Below are 18,046 nucleotides of genomic sequence, written 5' to 3' on the forward strand. Positions count from 1 at the left end.
AATTGTGGAAAACAACATAGGTCAATTAATGCAATTTGTTAGTACTTCAATGTATCAGAAACCGTCGGAGGCTCATGATGTCAACTCAACGAAATAAAAACAGCCTGTTACTTGCGCTTATCATGTCGATTGGTCTGGTAGGATGCCAACCTATTGAGCGTCTGCCGATAGAGACTATCAGGCCAATTAAGGTCATGCAGGTTGGTTCAGGGGAGCAACTCGCTGCGGAGCAACTGCCAGGAGTTGCCAAAGCTACTCAGGAAGTTGAGCTGTCTTTTAGGGTCTCCGGTACATTACAAAATATGCCAATAAGAATCGGTCAGGAGGTGCGGATCGGGGATACATTGGCTGAACTAGATAAACGAGATTTTGAAGTTGCGGTAGATAATACGAAGGCGGCGTTAGCAAGTGCAGATGCCCAGCTTAAAAATGCCAAAATAGAATATGATCGAGTTACTCGTATTCAGCAAAGAAAACCTGGCGCTGTGAGTCAATCAACCGTTGACCTTCGTCATACAGCCTACAATAGTGCGAAGGCAAGTTATGCCGCTGCGATGGCCCAATTAAATGCTGCTGAGGACAGGCTTAGCTACGCAACGCTAAAAGCACCATTCGATGGTGTAGTGGTTCAACGCTATGTGGAAAATTACCAGGATATTAATGCCAATAGTCCAATTTTCCGATTGGTTGATATATCAAAGATAGAGATGGATATCAGCATTTCGGAAAACCAGATTTCGAACTTGCCATATGTAAAAAAACCAAGAGTCGTGTTTGATGCTTTTCCGGACATTGAAATCCCGGCACGCATTAAAGAGGTTAGCAGCGAAGCGTCTCAAACAACCAGAACATACAATGTTAGATTAATCATGGATCCACCTCCTGGCATTGATATATTACCTGGCATGTCAGGCGTCGCGATGGCTGATGTCGATTTACCCGGCCAGGAAAATCAAGTCATGATACCTGTGAGTTCAGTGTTTAGCTCAGCAGATAACAAAACCACCTATGTGTGGCGCTACAACCAAGAGTTACAGCAGGTGAATAGAGTAGCTGTAGAAACCGGAGGTATCGGCAATCAGGGCTTAGTTATAACGAGTGGATTGGCCCGCGGCGACCAAATCGCGACTGCTGGCATACACTTTTTAACTGAAGGGCAGAAAGTGCGTTTACTCAGTGAGCACGGAGCCAGATGATGAATCTTACTGAATTTTCTGTTCGGCACCAAGTCATTACCTGGTTTTCAGTTGCTTTACTGGCAATCGCCGGGGCATTGTCATTTTTTAAACTAGGGCAATTAGAAGACCCTGTTTTTACAGTGAAGACAGCGTTAGTTATGACCCCATATCCAGGAGCAAGTGCAGAGCAAGTTGAACTAGAAGTCACTGACAAAATAGAAAATGCAATTCAGGAAATGCCGGAGCTGAAGTCTCTGCATTCGCGCTCGACTCCTGGCCTGTCTTTGGTTACCGTCGAGATAAAAGGAGAATACTGGTCTGACCGTTTGCCGCAAGTGTGGGATAGATTGCGTCGTAAGGTCGGGGATGTTCAGAGTGCTTTGCCAACAGGTACAGTGCCTTCAAAAGTGATAGACGAGTTTGGCGACGTATATGGCATGTTAGTCGGTGTGATCGGCGATGGTTACAGCTATCGGGAGATGGATGAATATATCAAAAAGCTAAAAAAAGAAGTTAGCTTGGTTAAAGGGGTCGCGAAAGTCGGGGTGTGGGGAAATCAACAACCTGCTGTTTATCTCGATGTATCTGAAGGTAAGTTGTCAAACTTGGGCTTGTCATCCGCAGAAGTGACAGGGCTTTTGAAGAATCAAAATTTGGTCGTAGACGCGGGGCATATTGAATCGGGACGATTTCGGCTCAATATTCATCCGAGTGGGAGCTTTACTTCTCCGCAGGACATTGGAGATTTGCTGGTACATGTAAAGTCACGGACTAAAGCCAATGAATTCATTCGTATCAGTGACATTGGCACGATCAGAGAAGGGTATATTGAACCTGCTGAAAGAATAATGCGCTTAAATGGCCGCCCAGCGATTGTTTTGTCTATTGCACCACTTGAAGGGACTAACGTTGTTGAGGTCGGTAAATTGGTGGCTGAAAAGATAGACCAGATGGCAGCGGAGTTTCCTGTCGGGCTGGAAATCGAAAAAATCCATTGGCAGCCACAAGTTGTAGATGAATCAGTGCATTCTTTTTTGGTTAACTTTGGCCAAGCAGTGTTAATTGTACTCGTTGTACTAGCACTTGCAATGGGCTGGAAAATGGGAGTCGTTATTGGCTCAGCGCTGGTACTGACCATTTTGGGCACTTTCTTCTTTCTCGCTATATTTGGCATCGACTTACACCGTATGTCACTAGGCGCCTTGATTATTGCTTTAGGCATGATGGTAGACAACGCGATTGTTGTTGCAGAGGGCTATGTAGTAAAGCTGCAAAAAGGTGTGAGTAAAACGCAAGCGGCCCTGGAGTCTGCTCAGGCACCGTCTATGCCTCTATTGGGGGCAACGATAATTGCCATCATGGCATTTTATCCCATTTTTGCATCAGAATTAGATACGGGGGAATACTGTAGAACGCTCTTTATCGTCGTAGCAATTTCTTTAATGGTAAGCTGGTTTGTTTCACTTACGCTAACGCCCTTGCAGTGTATGCTATTTTTGGATGTCCAGGCTAATGAAAAGGAACAGGAAGGCAAGTTACTGTCATCCTTCCGCTCATTTCTTGAACTGGCTTTAAAAAGGCGCCTGCTCGCTGTAAGTTGTTTAATTTTGTTGTTAGCGGTGGCGCTTGGAACATTTGGCAATGTCAAACAGATCTTTTTCCCTAATTCGGCAATGACGAAATTTATGGTTGATGTTTGGGGGCCTCAGGGTAGCCGCTTACAGGCAACAAAAGCTGAAATTGTAAAGATCGAGCAATATCTATTGCAGGACAAACGAATAAAAACAGTGTCGAGCTTTGTCGGCGAAGGCGCCCCCAGGTTTTACTTGCCCGTGTCACCAGAAAACCCTAACTCAGCGTTCGGTCAATTGATCGTTAATGTCCATAATTATGAAGATTCCGAAGCTGTTACTAGAGAATTGCGCGATTGGCTCGCAGACAATATGCCTGATGCAATGACCCGGGTCAGGAGGTATACTGTAGGTCCGGCAATTACCTGGACATTTGAAGCCAGATTTATAGGACCTGCAGATGCTGATCCGGCAGTTCTTCGGGAGTTGGCGGAGCAGGGAGCGGCAATATTGCGTGATTCTTCATTAGCAAAACACATATCAACAGACTGGAGGCAGCAAACGCTCAAAGTTGTGCCGGAGTACAGCCAAATTAAGGGGCGGACCTCAGGGATAGCCCGTAACGATTTAGCGAGTACAACTAAGCAGTTTTATGATGGCAATACAGTGGGTACGTATCGGCGCGCAGACACACAGCTACCAATAATCGTACGTGAAGACATAAACAACAGGCACAACAAAAACTTAGAGCTGCTTCAAATCGAATCATCTATTCCCGGCTCCGCAGTGCCATTGGACCAGGTCGTCGATGGCATTAGGGTGGAGTGGGAGAATTCGGTAATTTGGCGATATAACCGACATAGAGCTATTACCGTTCAGGCTTCTCCCATAGAAGGCGTGACACCAGCTGCATTGAGGCAAACTGTGCTAGAAAAATTCGAGCAGATAAAGTTACCAGAAGGATATAGGTTACATTGGTTTGGCGAGCATAAGAGCACAACGGATTCTAACGAAGATCTCAAGCCCGGAATGCTGCCTATGTTTGGCGTGATTTTACTTATTCTGGTCGGTTTGTTTAATGCTATCAGGCCGATGCTGATAATTATGCTTTTGCTTCCCTTTGTGATGATAGGAGTATCCGCTGGGTTACAGCTAACCGGTGCTGCTTTTGGGTTTGTTGCTATCCTGGGTGTTATGAGTCTTATCGGTATGATTAGCAAAAATGCAATCGTGTTGATTGACCAAATCAACTTGGAAAAGGAGCAAGGCAAAACACCGCATCAAGCGATTATCGATGCGGCAGTATCTAGGGTAAGGCCCGTATTTTTAGCTGCAGCGACCACAGTTTTAGGGGTAATTCCATTGATCCCAGATCTGTTTTGGCAAGGTTTAGCTGTTTCAATTATGGCTGGTCTTTCATTTGGCACAATTTTAACTATGGTTCTTCTACCTGTGTTTTATTCGCTATTTTACAAAACACACAGTAATCCCTATTGATTTCCCCCACTAAACTACATCGCTCTGTAGCTCAAAACAAATGGGTGCAGACATTGACTGGCAGTTACCGTTTGTTATCGGTAGCTGTCGGTTTAGGCTTGAGCCCCAGCTTAATCAACGAGCGAATCAACTTGGTCTACGTACGGGTCTTTATGATTGGTGCAGATGTGTTATTTCGTTTGAAGGGAATATAAACCGTTAATCCGTTATTTTTTTATACAGGTGTAGGATTAGCAAGAGCACACGAGTGCACTCTTGCTTGTAGCTATTAACCAGGCATACCGTCGGTACCACCTGTTCTGCACTGCTGTACAGAGTTTATACACACATTAGTAGCAGAGCTGCCGCCTGCGATAAACTGTGTTGCTTGCTTGGCTAGCATTTCATTGTTGGTCAAATTTTTTAGTTTCTTTGTTTTAAGATTTAAATGGTTCATGGTTTCTCCTTAATGTATATTGTATGCAAAATAAATCGAGACCTATCTAATCATGGTGTGTACCTGTTGTCAACGTTCAGTGAATAGCAAACACGACAAATCAAGGATCTGTATTTAAGGGTAAACAGGAAGACTGGGATTGATAAAGCGAAATTAGATATGAGATAACTGTTCGCGGATGAGGCAAACAGGTAAGGAAACCTGTTTGCCGGTACATCTTACTCCAGCCCTTTTTTGCTGTACAGGGTAACCTTATCCGATACCAGTGTTACTTTAATGTGTTTGCTGTCGTTGCCCCAGGTGCAGTTGGTGTGCAGGGTTTTCTCTTCGCACTGATCTGCTGAGCCAAGGAGCTGCTCAAGTTCAGTCTTGTCCATACCTACTTCGATTTTGTCGTAGTTTTCCATGCTTACTTTAGAGCAGGCGGCCAGGCCGAGGAGCAAAGTCAGGGTTAAAATTTTTTTCATAGTAGTTTCCGTCAGTGTCTGTATTTTCTGATTTGGAAGATGATCCCCATCTTGGGATGATCTAAATAATGGATGTCGCCGCTGTATACCCGGGTAAACTGAGACATTCTGGCGCTTTCTAAGTCGCCTTCATCACTTTTGTAATGATAGTCAAAGTTACTGGTGACGTATAAATAATGCCGCACGTGGATCTTCATCCAGCCTTGCAGCTCCCATTGTGCCGGGTCTTGTTCTTTTACCGCACGCGGCTCTGGCTGACCCAGCAGGCTGATAAAGCCATCATCGGGTGCTTCCAGACGGGCTACATAGCTGGCGGGTTGCTCAAACTTTTGTCCGCCGTAAACCAGTATGTTTGGCGCGCGCTTTTTACTTTGTTCTGGAAAGCGCCAGCCGGTATGTAAAATGGGCTCAAGTCCTTTTCTTTTTAGCTGATTGAGCACGCTGTCAAACCTAAGCTGTTCTTCATTAAGCAAATAGATGCTTTGCATATGCTCTTGCGGCTCAGCGTAGGGCGTCAGCGGCAGTTGCTGGTATTTTTTCATATAGCCTGCGCCATCAGCGCAATGCCAGGAGGCATCCTGCTGCACAAAACGACTGGTAACCGGGCGCGTATCAAAACGACTGTCGCCATTCAGACAGGCCTGCTGGCCAGCACCGTTATAGCCTTTGGTAAGCAGGTCCAGTGTTCGGTTTAAATCCAGCTCGGGGTTTTCTATCGTAAAGTCTTCGCGCAGCTGCTCGTTGTCCTTTTGAGCAAAGGCGATTAGCTCTACCTCAAACCAGCGTTTTGCGCTGGCAGGTGCAGAGGCCAGCAAGGCTGTGCTCAGTATTGTCAGTGAAAGGGCCGTCCTTATCATGCCACCGCCTTTTTCTGAAAGTCGTCTATCATTGCATTTACCAGTTTTAAGCGTTCCTGACCATTTTTCTCTTCGATATTAAAGCGTAACTTACTGGCACCTTCCATGCGGTACACAGCCGGGTTGCTTTGTATCAGAGCAATGATGAATGTCGGGTTAACCGTGGTACTGGCGCTGAATTCAAAGTAGCCGCCTTTTTGGTTGGCTTCTACTTTGGTGATCCCCAGTTTAGCCGCTTTTGATTTCAAAAGTTGGATACTAAAGAGGTTTTTCGCTGCATCCGGCAACAGGCCAAAGCGGTCGATAAGCTCAACCTTAAGTTCGTCCAGTGCCTCTTCATCATTGGCGCTGGCAATGCGCTTGTACATGCTCAGGCGCATATTAACGTCATGGATATAGTCATCAGGCAGCAGGGCGGGGATCTTCAGGTCCACATCGCTTTGCTGTTGTAACAGGTTCTCAAGGGTCGGCTCTTTGCCCTCTTTAAGTGCCTGAACGGCCTGTTCCAGCATTTCCATGTACAGAGTAAAGCCCACCGTCTGGATCTGGCCGCTTTGCTCATCACCGAGCAACTCACCAGCGCCTCGGATCTCTAAGTCGTGGGTGGCCAGGGCAAAGCCGGCACCAAGATCTTCAAGTGATTCGATGGCCTGCAAGCGTTTTACTGCATCTTTGGTCAGTGTCTGGCTGTTACGGGTTAGCAGGTAAGCATATGCCTGGTGGTGGCTACGGCCAACCCGACCACGTAACTGGTGCATCTGTGCAAGGCCCAGCTTGTCTGCGCGGTCCATGATGATGGTATTGGCAGACGGGATATCAATCCCGGTTTCTATGATGGTGGTACACACCAGCACATTGTGCTTTTGGTGATAAAAGTCGCTCATCAGCTGCTCAAGCTCTTTTTCACGCATCTGGCCGTGGGCGATGGCAATGCTGGCTTCGGGCACCAGTGCGGCAATGTCGGCTGCGGTTTTATCTATGGTCTCGACATTGTTGTGCAGGAAGTACACCTGACCACCGCGTTTGATCTCCCGCAGTATGGCTTCGCGGATCACGTCATCGTTGCGCTCCTGCACAAAGGTTTTAACCGCCAGGCGTTTTGCTGGTGGCGTGGCAATGATAGACAGGTCGCGCATACCGCTCATGGCCATATTCAGGGTTCTGGGAATGGGCGTGGCGGTGAGGGTGAGTATGTCTACATCGGCGCGCAGTTGTTTGATTTTCTCTTTTTGTCTTACCCCAAAGCGATGCTCTTCGTCGACAATCAGCAGACCTAAGTCTTTATACTTGATGCTCTGTTGCAGCAGCTTGTGCGTACCGATGACAATATCGAGCTGGCCATTTTCGAGCTTGTCCAGGGTGTCTTTTTGCTCTTTGCTGCTGTTAAAGCGAGACAATACGCCCACCTCAATAGGCAAAGACGCAAAACGGTCGCGGAAGTTTTCGTAGTGCTGCTGCGCCAGCAAGGTAGTGGGTACCAGCACGGCCACTTGCTTGTTGTCGTTAATGGCCACAAATGCGGCGCGCATTGCCACTTCAGTTTTACCAAAGCCAACGTCACCACACACCAGCCGGTCCATTGCCAGCGGGGTTTGCATATCACCCAGTACAGCATCGATGGCGTTGCGCTGGTCGTCGGTTTCTTCAAACGGGAAGGTATCGCTGAATTCCCGATAGGCCTGGCCGTCGAGCTTAAATAAATGGCCGGGCTTGCTCTGGCGTTTCGCGTAAATGTCCAACAGCTCAGCGGCAACATCACGGACTTTTTCGGCCGCGCGGCGCTTGGCTTTTTCCCATACATCAGAGCCGAGCTTATGCAGCGGCGCCGAGGCTTCTTCACCACCAGAATAGCGGCTTAGCATATGCAGTGCCGATACCGGTACATACAACTTGGCGTCGTTGGCATAGATGATGGTTACAAACTCAGTGGCAACACCAGCGGCGTCGATGGTTTGCAGACCAAGGTAACGGCCAACACCATGGTCCAAGTGCACAATCGGCTGGCCTTCTTTAAGTTCGGCCAGGTTGCGAATAAGCGCATCCTGCCCTTGATCGTATTTATGCTTGCGACGGCGGCGCTGCGACACCTTAATGCCCAGCAGCTCTTGTTCCGTCAGTATGCTCAGTGGCTTGTCACCATCAAGCAGTACCGAACGCTCCAGCGGGCTGACGATCAGACCCACATCGTTGCGTGCATCAACAAAGTCGCTAAAGGTGTCGAACTCTTTGAGTTTTAGGCCACTTGGCTTGAGCAAGGTCATCAGGGATTCGCGACGACCATCCGATTCCACGCTGAACAGCACCCGGCCTTTGTTCTTCTTCTGGGTGGCAATGTAATCCAGCAAGGGCGTGTAAGGGTCGGCCTGTTTATGGTCAACGCGAACATCGCTTACCAAATTGGCGCTGAGGTTCGTATGACCAGCTTTAGTGCCTAAGCTTGCTTCACTCAGGCGAATTCTGGGGTAACGTGCAAAGCCCTCAAACAGGGTTTCGACATTTTGATACAGGCGCACCGGCTCCAGCAGAGGGCGCAGCGGGTCAACCCGACGGCTTTCATAGCGTTTGTTAACATCGAGCCAGAACTCCGAGGCGGCTTGTTCAATGTCACCCAGATGCATAAACACCGCTTGCTCTGGCAGATAGTCAAAAATCGTTGCAACTTGCTCATAAAATAGCGGCAGATAATACTCGATACCCGCCGGCCAGTTGCCGCGGGTAACCTGCATATAAATGGAATCCTGCTCGCTGCTCGCGCCAAAGGTCTCACGATACGCAATCCGAAAACGCTCTATGTCTTCTTCATTGGTGGGGAATTCATGGGCCGGTAACAGGTCGATTGACTTGATCTGCTCGCTGGAGCGTTGGGTTTCAATATCAAACAGGCGAATACTGTCGAGTTCGTCATCGAAAAAGTCGAGCCTGAATGGCGTGGTGCTGCCCATCGGGAACAAGTCTATGATAGAACCGCGCACGGCAAATTCGCCATGCTCCATTACCTGTTGCACATTGCGATAACCGGCCTGTGCCAGTGTTTCTTTGAGCTTTTGTGCATCCAGCGAGTCACCAACTTTAAACTGTAAGGCATTACCGTAAATAAACTCCGGCGGTGCGGTGCGTAACATTAAAGTCGACACCGGCAGCAGTAATACGCCCTGATGTTGTTGGCGCAAAGAGTTCAGACTGGCAAGACGCTGCGAGATAATGTCCTGGTGCGGCGAAAAGTGATCGTAAGGTAAGGTTTCCCAGTCGGGAAAAACATGGACTTTGTCTTCGCCCAGCAAATAACCCAGCTCAGTCTCCAGGCGCAGCGCACTTGGCGTGTCGGGGGTGACGACCACAACCAGTGCATCATGTTGCCTGACGCCCTCGCTGATGGCAATGGACATGCTGCTACCGACCAGCTGGCCCCAATGGATTTTATCCTTTTGTGATTTGACCCAGGGAAGTTTGCTCCACTGCGCTGTTGCCATTCATATACTCCTGTTACTGCTCGTTGTTTTTATTACACTGTGTTTTATTCAATGCGTTTTTGCGATGATAAAACAGAACGGCCTGACTGAGTGTCGAGGCCGTTTGATGGGATGATTTAGTCCCGATAGATTTTGCAAAGATCCTGATAGTGGTCGATGCGACGATCTCTCAGGTACGGCCAGATGCGTCGTACCGACTCGCTACGGCTTTGGTCCAGTTCAACCACCAGAAGCTGCTCTTCAGACTCGCTTGCGTGTGCCAGTAGTTCACCCTGAGGCCCGGCAACAAAAGAGTTACCCCAGAACTGGATCCCCTCGCTTTGGGCGCTAGGGTCGGTTTCGTGGCCAACGCGGTTGACACTTAACACTGGCAGGCCATTAGATACGGCATGAGCGCGCTGTGCGATCATCCAGGCATCGCGTTGACGAATTTGCTCACCCTTATCATCGCGCGGATCCCAGCCAATGGCGGTCGGGTAGATCAACATATCAGCACCAGCCATCGCCATTAAGCGTGCGCCTTCGGGGAACCATTGATCCCAGCATACCAGTACACCCAGTTTACCGACTGAGGTTTGAATTGGGGTAAAGCCCATGTCGCCCGGTGTAAAGTAGAACTTTTCATAAAAGCCCGGGTCGTCGGGAATGTGCATTTTACGATATTTACCGGCAATGCTGCCGTCGGCTTCAAACACGACCGCCGTGTTGTGATACAAGCCGGTTGCGCGTTTTTCGAAAAGCGAGGCAACGATCACCAGGTTCAGCTCTTTGGCAAGCTGGCAAAATAGGTCTGTACTTGGGCCTGGAATGGTTTCTGCCAGGTCAAAAAGGTCGGTGTCCTCGGTCTGGCAAAAATACAGGCTGCAATGAAGCTCCTGCAATACCACAAGTTTAGCGCCCTGGGCCGCCGCATCACGGATCCCCGCAATGGACTTGTCCAGGTTGTTTTGTAGATCTGCACTATTGCTGTGCTGAACCAGTGCGACTTTTAACGTGTTGTTGCTCATTAAAATTAGTCCTGTTTTAAAAATCCGGCGGGTAGCTGCATGGTAATACAGTGCAGGCTGCCAAACTGATGAATAATAGGCAGGCAGTCAATGCCAATCACGGTACGTTCCGGGTGAGCGCTTTGCAATTGAGCCAGCGCTTGGGCGTCGTTGTCATCGCCATATAACGGCATCAAAACGGTGTCATTGATGATCAGATAATTCGCATAGGTGGCAGGTAAACGGTCACCTTCATCGTTAAAGACCGCTTTGGGCCAGGGCAGGGCAACCAGGTTGTATGGCTGACCTTGGGGTGTGCAAAACGACTTAAGTTGTGTTTCCATGGCGCTCAGGGCCGCATAATGCTCATCCTGCGGGTCATCACAGCTGACATACACCAAAGTATCATTGGGGGCAAAGCGCACCAGCGTATCAATATGGCTGTCGGTATCATCACCTGCCAAAAAACCATGGTCGACCCACAGAAACTGTTTTGCTCCCAGTATGTTACTTAACTCATGCTCTAATTCGGTTTTGCTCAGGTGCGGATTACGGTTTGGATTGAGCAAACACTCAGAGGTGGTTAACAGGGTACCTGCTTCGTCAATTTCAATACCGCCGCCTTCGAGTACCAGCTCTATGCGCTCATAGTGGTTTGCAGGGTTGACGACTTGAGCCAGAAGCTGCGCGTTTATCTGATTATCCAGCTCGGCCGCAAACTTATTACCCCAGCCATTAAAGGTAAAGTCTTTCACAGACAGCTGACCCGATGCGTCACGGGTAGTGAGTGGACCATGATCGCGGGCCCAGGTGTCATTGCAGGGCGCATCCACGAACACAATTTGCGCCATGTCGACGTCCGCTGCAATCAGGGCTTCAGTAATGTGTGCTCTGAGCTCGCTGTTGTGCGCCACAATAACCACTTTCTCAACCTGAGAGATGTGCTGACATAAAGCGATATAAACGGGTTCAACCTGGGGTAAAATATCTGCCCAGTCGGTATCTTGATGTGGCCAGGTGAGCATCACCGCATCTTGCGGCGCCCACTCAGGTAAAAGTGTAAAACTCATGGTGTTATCAATCAAAATTAGTAGACGACTAGTTTAGCACTGACAGCTTGGCTGTCAGCTATTTTGTTCGTTTTCGTCAGGCGACTGACGTTTTTTTAGCTGCCGGGTTTGGGCGTGTAAACTGGCTCGCACCAGCAGTTCCTGATCGTTATCGCGGATCTGAGTAAAAGCCAGGGTATAGCGAAAGCCCAAGTCCACGGTTTCTTTGTCTATGACCTGAGCATAACAAAAGATGGCGCTGGCTTCGTGCTGCAAAAAAACCTTGGTTCTGAAATCCTGGCCTATCTCATAGTCCTGCTCAAGTGTTGCGGTAATGCCACCGCCGCCGTAGCTGTCGCACCTCAGCAGCTCGTCCTCAGGTTGCTCTGTGGCCAGAATATGACTCATGATCAGGTCTATTTTACGCGACTGAGCTTGCAGGTAGGCGGCCAGGTCGCTTGCCACATCGCCCAGGTTGCGCAGTGGTCGCAGCGCATTTAAGTCCAGCTCGTTGATTTCATTTGCCAGTCTGAACAGCGGTGGAATAGCCGCCTCCAGCTGTGCCTGGCTCTTTGGTACCATGTTGGCATCTACCGGGTACAAATTGATTTGGTTTGATTCGGCAATCTGGAAATATTGCTCGAATGTCTCTTTAAGGTCGCTATGCATATGCCGAAATGATACTGATACTGTCTTTATATCCATATACTAGCGAGTTTTAACCGCACTCGCTAGTATTATGCTGTGGCAAAATTAGACTCTGAACTGTTCTAACATATTTTCCTGCTTGGCAATTTTCTCTACCTGAGACTGCATGGTGTGATCAACGGCCTTAGCTTCATCAAAGACGGTGTCTGACAGGTTGCGAATTTGCGAAGCGTTATTATTCACCTCTTCTACCACATGCTTTTGTTCACTGATCATATCGGCAATGTTGACATTTAAATCCACAATACTGGCGATAGACTGGCGGATAGACTCCAGCGCGTCGCGGGTATCGTTGGCTTTGCTGACCGACTTTTCTACAATGCTCTGGCTCTGATTCATCACCCCAACGGCACTTTGTGCGCCGCTTTGCAATTGGTCAATCATGGCTTTGATTTCGGTGGTGGCTTCCTGAGTACGTTGCGCCAGGGTTCTCACCTCATCTGCCACAACAGCAAAGCCACGGCCAGATTCGCCAGCACGGGCGGCCTCAATGGCAGCGTTAAGGGCCAGCAGGTTGGTTTGCTCGGCAATGCCATTGATCACAGATAAGATCTGCTCAATGCCTGAAGAAGACACTTCCAGCTCGGCCACCACATCGACCGCTCGCTTGATTTGCAACGACAGCTCGGTGATGGCGTCGGTCGACTCGGCCACTATGGTTTCGCCATTACTGGCAAGGTTGTCGGTATTTTGTATGGCATCCGCAGCTTGCTGCGCGGTATCGGCCACTTGCTGCTCTGTGCTCGACATATTGCTTGTCGCGGTTGTCAGCGTATTGAGGGCATTCAGTTGCTCCTCAATGGCCATGGTTGCCTGGTTTGCACCGGTGGAGGTTTGACGGGCATCCTCTAACACTTCGTGGCCAAGCTGCTGAATGTCTGCGATCAGATTTTGCAGGCGCGAGGTAAAGCGATTAAAGTTTTCTGCCAATGAGGCAAATTCCGGCTCGCTGGAGGCTTCAAGGCGTACGGTTAAATCGGCATGGCCCTGCGCGATATTAGCCATGGCAAGGTTTATATCCTCAAGTGGTTTTAGTAGTAAGTTAATTACCAAAGAGAGTACAACCACTGCTGCGATAACAGCGATAATTGAGAACAAAGTCGCGTCCTGCGCCATAGTGTCGACCGCTCCGAACACTTTGTCTTTTTCCAGTGCTACACCGACATACCAGTCCAGCCCATCCACATCTTTAAAGGTGACCAGATAGGTGCGGTTGTTCATTTCCACTTCCTGCACCGTTTGTGAAACCTGAGTACGGCCTAAAAATTCGCTTGCCTGCTGGCCATTAAGCTCTGTGTTGGGGTGGGAGATAATGGTACCGTCTTTACTGACCATAAAAGCAAAGCCGGAATCAAATAGCTCGAACGAGTTGATCATATTGCCGAGCTTGGCCAGACTGACATCAAAAAAGATAGCGCCATGGAAACGGCCGGCTTTTTTCACGGGCGTGCCCACCGACACCACAATTTCTTTAGTAACAGAGTCGGCGTAGGGCGCGGTTACAATCAGCTGATTTGCCTGCTTGGCACCGGCAAACCAGGGTCGCACTCGCGGGTCCCAGGTCGGTCCAGGATCCCAACCCGGGTCACTGGCCACATACTTGCCTGTGGCGTCTTCACCGTAACCTATCAGTAAAAATGTTTCTTTAAGCTTCGGCTGTGAGATCAGTGGCAGGGCCTCCTGCAAGGAGTCGCTTTGTTCAACAAGGCCTGTGGTCAGGACTGCCAAATCAATGGCACCTTGCATTTGCGAGGTCACTGTATTACTGATCCCCTGAATGATTTCTCCTACACTATCATTAACTTGTTGTTGTAGATTATCTTTCAGTAAAAAGTACTGTTTGAGTGATAGTAGTAACAGGGCCAGAAAGAGCACTGAGGCTGAAACGGCTATTACCTTAAATTTGAACTTCACAGGCATATCTCCTAACTGCTTCCCTCTATAAAGGTAAATCATTGACGGAAACTTTCAATTATTTAGGTATTTAAATCCAAAGAAGGGTTTGGCTTTAAAACAGGGTCGAGATATTAAAGTTACGTTCATAACAAAGTGACTACATTAAATTGCGAAATAAGCAATAAAGGGGTTTGGGTATGTTACACAAAGTATATGGTCTGGCATTGGCTTCAACATTTTTGGTTGCCTGTGGAGGTAGCGATAGCAATAGCGAACCTAACAATCAGACGAATGTACTGTCGGAACAAAAAACCATGTTTTCTTTAGGGGTGTCGGATGCAGCCGTTAATAATGTGGCGCAAGTTAACCTGGTATTTAAAGAGGTTGTTCTTCAAGGTGCCACCGGCACAACGACTCGTTTTGAAACGCTGGATGAGTCTGGCAATCCACAGAAAGTGAACTTACTGGCCTACCAGGGCAGCAGCACTTTTGAACTGATTGCAGATACGGAGATTGACGCTGGCGACTATGAATGGATGCGTGTCACTGTGGTCAATGGGGTTGAGGGTGAAGCAAGCGAGATGCGCTCTCATGTTGTTTATGAAGATGAAAGCCGGGCTGCACTGGCAGTCAAGCGTAAAGGCAATGATGGTGAGGGTGAAATCCAAATCAACTCAGTGCTGGTTAACCAGGGTGAGAATGACTACGTCCTTGAGTTTGACTTAGGCAAAGCGTTGGTCAAAACAGGTAACAGCAGCACGGTCTACCTAAAGCCAACCGCCGTCAGGCTAGAAAACCAGGCGCTGGTATTTGATATTTCAGGTACTGTAACAGCAGATCTACAAACAGCCTGTATTGCCGATAATGCGGCTCTGGCACCGACAGTCGGTGGGTTTAAGCAGGTTGTTTATTTGTATACCCAGACCGAGGGAGAGCTTGGGGATGTTCAGGAAGAGGGGAGCGGACCTATGGCAACGGCGGTCATCAATCAGGAGGGGCAGTTTGAGATAGGCTTTGTACCCGCAGGAGACTATCAGATAGCGTATTCTTGCCTTGGGCACCTGGACGACCCTGAGTCTGTTGACGCCAACTTTGCATTGTACTCGACGCAAACTGTTTCTGTGAGTCAGGATACGCAAGTGACTTTCTCAGAATAACCGAATACGATTTAATCAATAAACCCGCTTTAGCTAGCCTGGAGTGGGTTTATTCACCCCAGAGTTCATCCAGCTCTTCATCGGATATTTCCAGATAATCTATCACATCATCTTTGATCACCTGCCACTCGGGGCTTTGTTCACTTACCGGGTTGGTCGATAAATAGGTTTTATGACGGGCAATTTTTAAAATAGACAGCAAATCGTTACCAAGACCATCCAGCTCTCCCGAAGTGAGAATGCCATCGACATCGTGTTGATAATAAATCACATTAATGACTACCTTTGGCAATCGCCATTGCTGCGCCAGTAATGCGCCTATAGTGCCATGGCTGGTATGAAATTGTGCGAACTCAAACTGACTGGCCTCAGTCCAGCCATCGGATTGTGCTTTATCCAGGACGCTCTGATAATCGTCAAAGTGCTGGCATAAAATCGGAATACCAACGCCATGAAACAACCCAAGCATGTAAGCGTGGTTAGCAAGCGCAGGGCGATTAAGGCGATTGCAGATGACGGACGCATGTTGTCCTATCTCTGACTGGGTTTCCCAAAAGTCACTGAGCGCTGGTGGCAAGTCAACGGATGACTTTAAAGCGACGGCTTTCACCAGGGGAATAAGCCGCTTTAGACCCAGTATCATAACGGCCTGTTCGATGGAATCGATCTCGCGAGAGCGCCTAAAGGCGGCAGAGTTCACGACTTGCAAAATGGCCGCACTGATCGCCACGTCGCTTTGCAGTATGTCGGAAATTTTTGTGATATTGGGCTCAGGCTGTTTCGCTTCTTCTGAAAACTGCAATAACGCCTGAGGGCGCGGAGGGATGTTGACCGTTTTTAAAATGAGTTTTTCTTGCTGTGTGAGGGAAATGGCCATGCAACACTACCTGTACAACTGACTATTATAAAAAGATAGTCAATAATCAGTGGTGCAGGCAACTCTCTGTTTCAGGGCGCTGTAAAAAGCAAAAAGCCCCGCGTGAGCGAGGCTTTTGAAATGCTATACGTCTCTATTACACGTTAGCAAGCGCTGCACGTGCGTCAACATATTCCATGTTGAAACCTTCAGCAACTTCTTTACAGGTGATCTGACCTTTCATTACATTCAGACCATTCAGGAAGTGCTGATCAGCAAGCAGGGCTTCTTTGTAACCCAGGTTTGCAAGCTTGATGATGTAAGGCAGAGTTGCATTGTTCAGTGCAAATGTAGAAGTACGAGGTACGGCACCCGGCATGTTAGCAACACAGTAGTGAACTACGTCGTCAACAATGTAAGTTGGCTCTGCGTGTGTAGTTGCTTTAGAAGTGGCAATACAACCACCCTGGTCGATAGCAACGTCAACAATGGCAGCGCCTGGCTTCATTGCTTTGATGTGATCCGCAGTAACCAGCTTAGGTGCAGCAGCACCCGGGATAAGTACACCACCGATAACCAGGTCGGCTTCCAGTACGTGCTTCTCAAGCGCATCAGCAGTTGAGTAGATCACTTTTGCCTGGCTACCGAACTGAGCGTTCAGGCTGCGCAGTACGTCGATGTTACGGTCAAGGATAGTAACGTCAGCACCCAGACCAACCGCCATTTGTGCAGCGTTACGGCCAACCATACCACCACCGATAACAACCACTTTAGCTGGCTCTACGCCTGGTACGCCGCCAAGCAGCATGCCACGACCTTCGCGAGACTTTTCAAGCGCCTGAGCACCAGCCTGAATAGACATACGGCCAGCTACTTCTGACATAGGTGCAAGCAGAGGTAGACCGCCACGTGCGTCAGTCACTGTTTCGTATGCAATACAGATTGCGCCGCTCTTAACCAGGTCTTCTGTCTGAGGCAGGTCAGGTGCAAGGTGCAGGTAAGTGAACAGGATTTGATCTTCACGTAGCATCGCGCGCTCAACAGCCTGTGGCTCTTTCACTTTCACGATCATGTCTGCTTCTTCAAAAACCTGTGCTGCCGTGTCGCGGATCTCAGCACCTACCTGAATGTAGTCTTCATCTGTGAAACCGATACCGATACCGGCATTTGTTTCTACTATTACCTGGTGGCCGTGATTAATCAGTTCACGAACACTTGCTGGAACCATACCAACACGGTACTCGTGGTTTTTTATTTCTTTAGGTACACCAATAATCATAACAATTCGCCTCAATTAAGAACGGGGTAAAAATTTTCGACCATTATAGATATGGTTTGCTAGTATGTCCTACCTTTTTTGATATACTCAGTAGTTATTAACACTGTATTAAGTAAATATTCAGGATAAAAAACTGATCATGCATACTCAGTTAGATAGAACCGATAGAAAGATTTTAGTTGAACTGCAAAAAGACGGACGAATTTCTAATGTAGAATTGGCAAGAAGGATTGGGCTCAGCGCAACACCTTGCCTGGAGCGGGTCAAAAAGCTTGAGCGTGAAGGCTATATAAAAGGGTATAAGGCCGTGGTAGACCCGGTAAAGCTGGGTCAGGGTCTGCTGGTGTTTGTTGAAGTTACGGTCAACAAAAACTCGCCCGACGTTTTTGACCGGTTTAATCAGGCGGTAAAGCAACACGACGAAATTATTGAATGTCACCTGGTATCCGGTAACTTCGACTATCTATTAAAAACCCGGGTAACGGATATGTCTGAGTATCGTGGCGTGCTGGGTGAGATATTATTAAAATTGCCCAGTATCAGTGAAAGCCGTACCTATGTAGTTATGGAAGAAGTAAAAGGTGAGCAAGGTGAAGTGATAAAACCTTGTGCACCCTAAGGAAATTCTTGCTAAGGTGT

At 48.3% G+C, this 18,046-nt stretch carries 14 protein-coding genes; 4 read left to right on the forward strand and 10 right to left on the reverse strand.

Features of this window, described 5'->3' with window-relative positions:
- Positions 1-74: 74 nt before the first annotated feature.
- Both TW77_RS07805 and TW77_RS07810 read left to right on the forward strand, forming a co-directional pair.
- Positions 75-1,196 carry an efflux RND transporter periplasmic adaptor subunit gene (locus TW77_RS07805; protein ID WP_046004406.1) on the forward strand — a complete coding sequence of 374 codons (1,122 nt, stop codon included), beginning with the start codon at positions 75-77 and terminating at the stop codon, positions 1,194-1,196.
- Positions 1,193-4,246, forward strand: coding sequence for an efflux RND transporter permease subunit (locus TW77_RS07810; RefSeq protein WP_082078872.1), 3,054 nt, complete (start codon positions 1,193-1,195; stop codon positions 4,244-4,246). Before TW77_RS07805 ends, TW77_RS07810 begins: the two co-directional genes overlap by 4 nt.
- Positions 4,247-4,514: 268 nt before the next feature.
- Here TW77_RS07810 and TW77_RS25105 read toward each other — a convergent pair whose 3' ends face one another.
- The 8 genes from TW77_RS25105 to TW77_RS07845 all read right to left on the reverse strand — a co-directional run bounded on the left by TW77_RS25105 (position 4,515) and on the right by TW77_RS07845 (position 14,139).
- A complete protein-coding gene (locus TW77_RS25105) occupies positions 4,515-4,682 on the reverse strand; it encodes a hypothetical protein (RefSeq protein WP_156158623.1) in 168 nt (55 codons plus the stop codon).
- A 218-nt stretch (positions 4,683-4,900) separates the two neighbouring features.
- Positions 4,901-5,149, reverse strand: coding sequence for a hypothetical protein (locus TW77_RS07815; protein WP_046004408.1), 249 nt, complete (start codon positions 5,147-5,149; stop codon positions 4,901-4,903).
- Positions 5,150-5,160: 11 nt separating this feature from the next.
- Positions 5,161-6,006 (reverse strand): CsiV family protein, encoded by an 846-nt coding sequence (locus TW77_RS07820; protein WP_046004409.1) that lies wholly within the window; start codon positions 6,004-6,006, stop codon positions 5,161-5,163.
- Positions 6,003-9,476: a transcription-repair coupling factor gene (gene mfd, locus TW77_RS07825; protein WP_046004410.1), complete on the reverse strand. Its 3,474-nt coding sequence runs from the start codon at positions 9,474-9,476 to the stop codon at positions 6,003-6,005. Before mfd ends, TW77_RS07820 begins: the two co-directional genes overlap by 4 nt.
- 116 nt (positions 9,477-9,592) lie before the next feature.
- On the reverse strand, positions 9,593-10,483 hold the full coding sequence (locus TW77_RS07830; RefSeq protein WP_046004411.1) for a carbon-nitrogen hydrolase: 891 nt from the start codon (positions 10,481-10,483) through the stop codon (positions 9,593-9,595).
- Between the two features lie 5 nt (positions 10,484-10,488).
- Complete coding sequence (locus TW77_RS07835; RefSeq protein ID WP_046004412.1) at positions 10,489-11,532, reverse strand: agmatine deiminase family protein; 1,044 nt, start codon at positions 11,530-11,532, stop codon at positions 10,489-10,491.
- A gap of 54 nt (positions 11,533-11,586) precedes the next feature.
- Positions 11,587-12,180 carry a PilZ domain-containing protein gene (locus TW77_RS07840; RefSeq protein WP_046004413.1) on the reverse strand — a complete coding sequence of 198 codons (594 nt, stop codon included), beginning with the start codon at positions 12,178-12,180 and terminating at the stop codon, positions 11,587-11,589.
- Positions 12,181-12,264: 84 nt separating this feature from the next.
- Positions 12,265-14,139 (reverse strand): methyl-accepting chemotaxis protein, encoded by a 1,875-nt coding sequence (locus TW77_RS07845; protein WP_052713099.1) that lies wholly within the window; start codon positions 14,137-14,139, stop codon positions 12,265-12,267.
- Positions 14,140-14,312: 173 nt separating this feature from the next.
- Between TW77_RS07845 and TW77_RS07850 the strand changes: the two genes are divergently transcribed.
- Positions 14,313-15,272 carry a DUF4382 domain-containing protein gene (locus TW77_RS07850; protein ID WP_046004414.1) on the forward strand — a complete coding sequence of 320 codons (960 nt, stop codon included), beginning with the start codon at positions 14,313-14,315 and terminating at the stop codon, positions 15,270-15,272.
- Positions 15,273-15,321: 49 nt separating this feature from the next.
- Here the strand turns inward: TW77_RS07850 and TW77_RS07855 are convergent, their stop codons facing one another.
- Together TW77_RS07855 and ald are read right to left on the reverse strand one after the other, a co-directional pair.
- Positions 15,322-16,149, reverse strand: coding sequence for an HDOD domain-containing protein (locus TW77_RS07855; RefSeq protein WP_046004415.1), 828 nt, complete (start codon positions 16,147-16,149; stop codon positions 15,322-15,324).
- Positions 16,150-16,285: 136 nt separating this feature from the next.
- A complete protein-coding gene (ald, locus tag TW77_RS07860) occupies positions 16,286-17,407 on the reverse strand; it encodes an alanine dehydrogenase (protein ID WP_046004416.1) in 1,122 nt (373 codons plus the stop codon).
- 139 nt (positions 17,408-17,546) lie between these two features.
- Here ald and lrp point away from each other — a divergent pair, with 139 nt between their 5' ends.
- Positions 17,547-18,026 carry a leucine-responsive transcriptional regulator Lrp gene (lrp, locus tag TW77_RS07865; RefSeq protein WP_046004417.1) on the forward strand — a complete coding sequence of 160 codons (480 nt, stop codon included), beginning with the start codon at positions 17,547-17,549 and terminating at the stop codon, positions 18,024-18,026.
- Positions 18,027-18,046 lie beyond the last annotated feature (20 nt).

Source organism: Pseudoalteromonas rubra, assembly GCF_000967655.1.
Taxonomy (GTDB): Bacteria; Pseudomonadota; Gammaproteobacteria; order Enterobacterales; family Alteromonadaceae; genus Pseudoalteromonas; species Pseudoalteromonas rubra_A.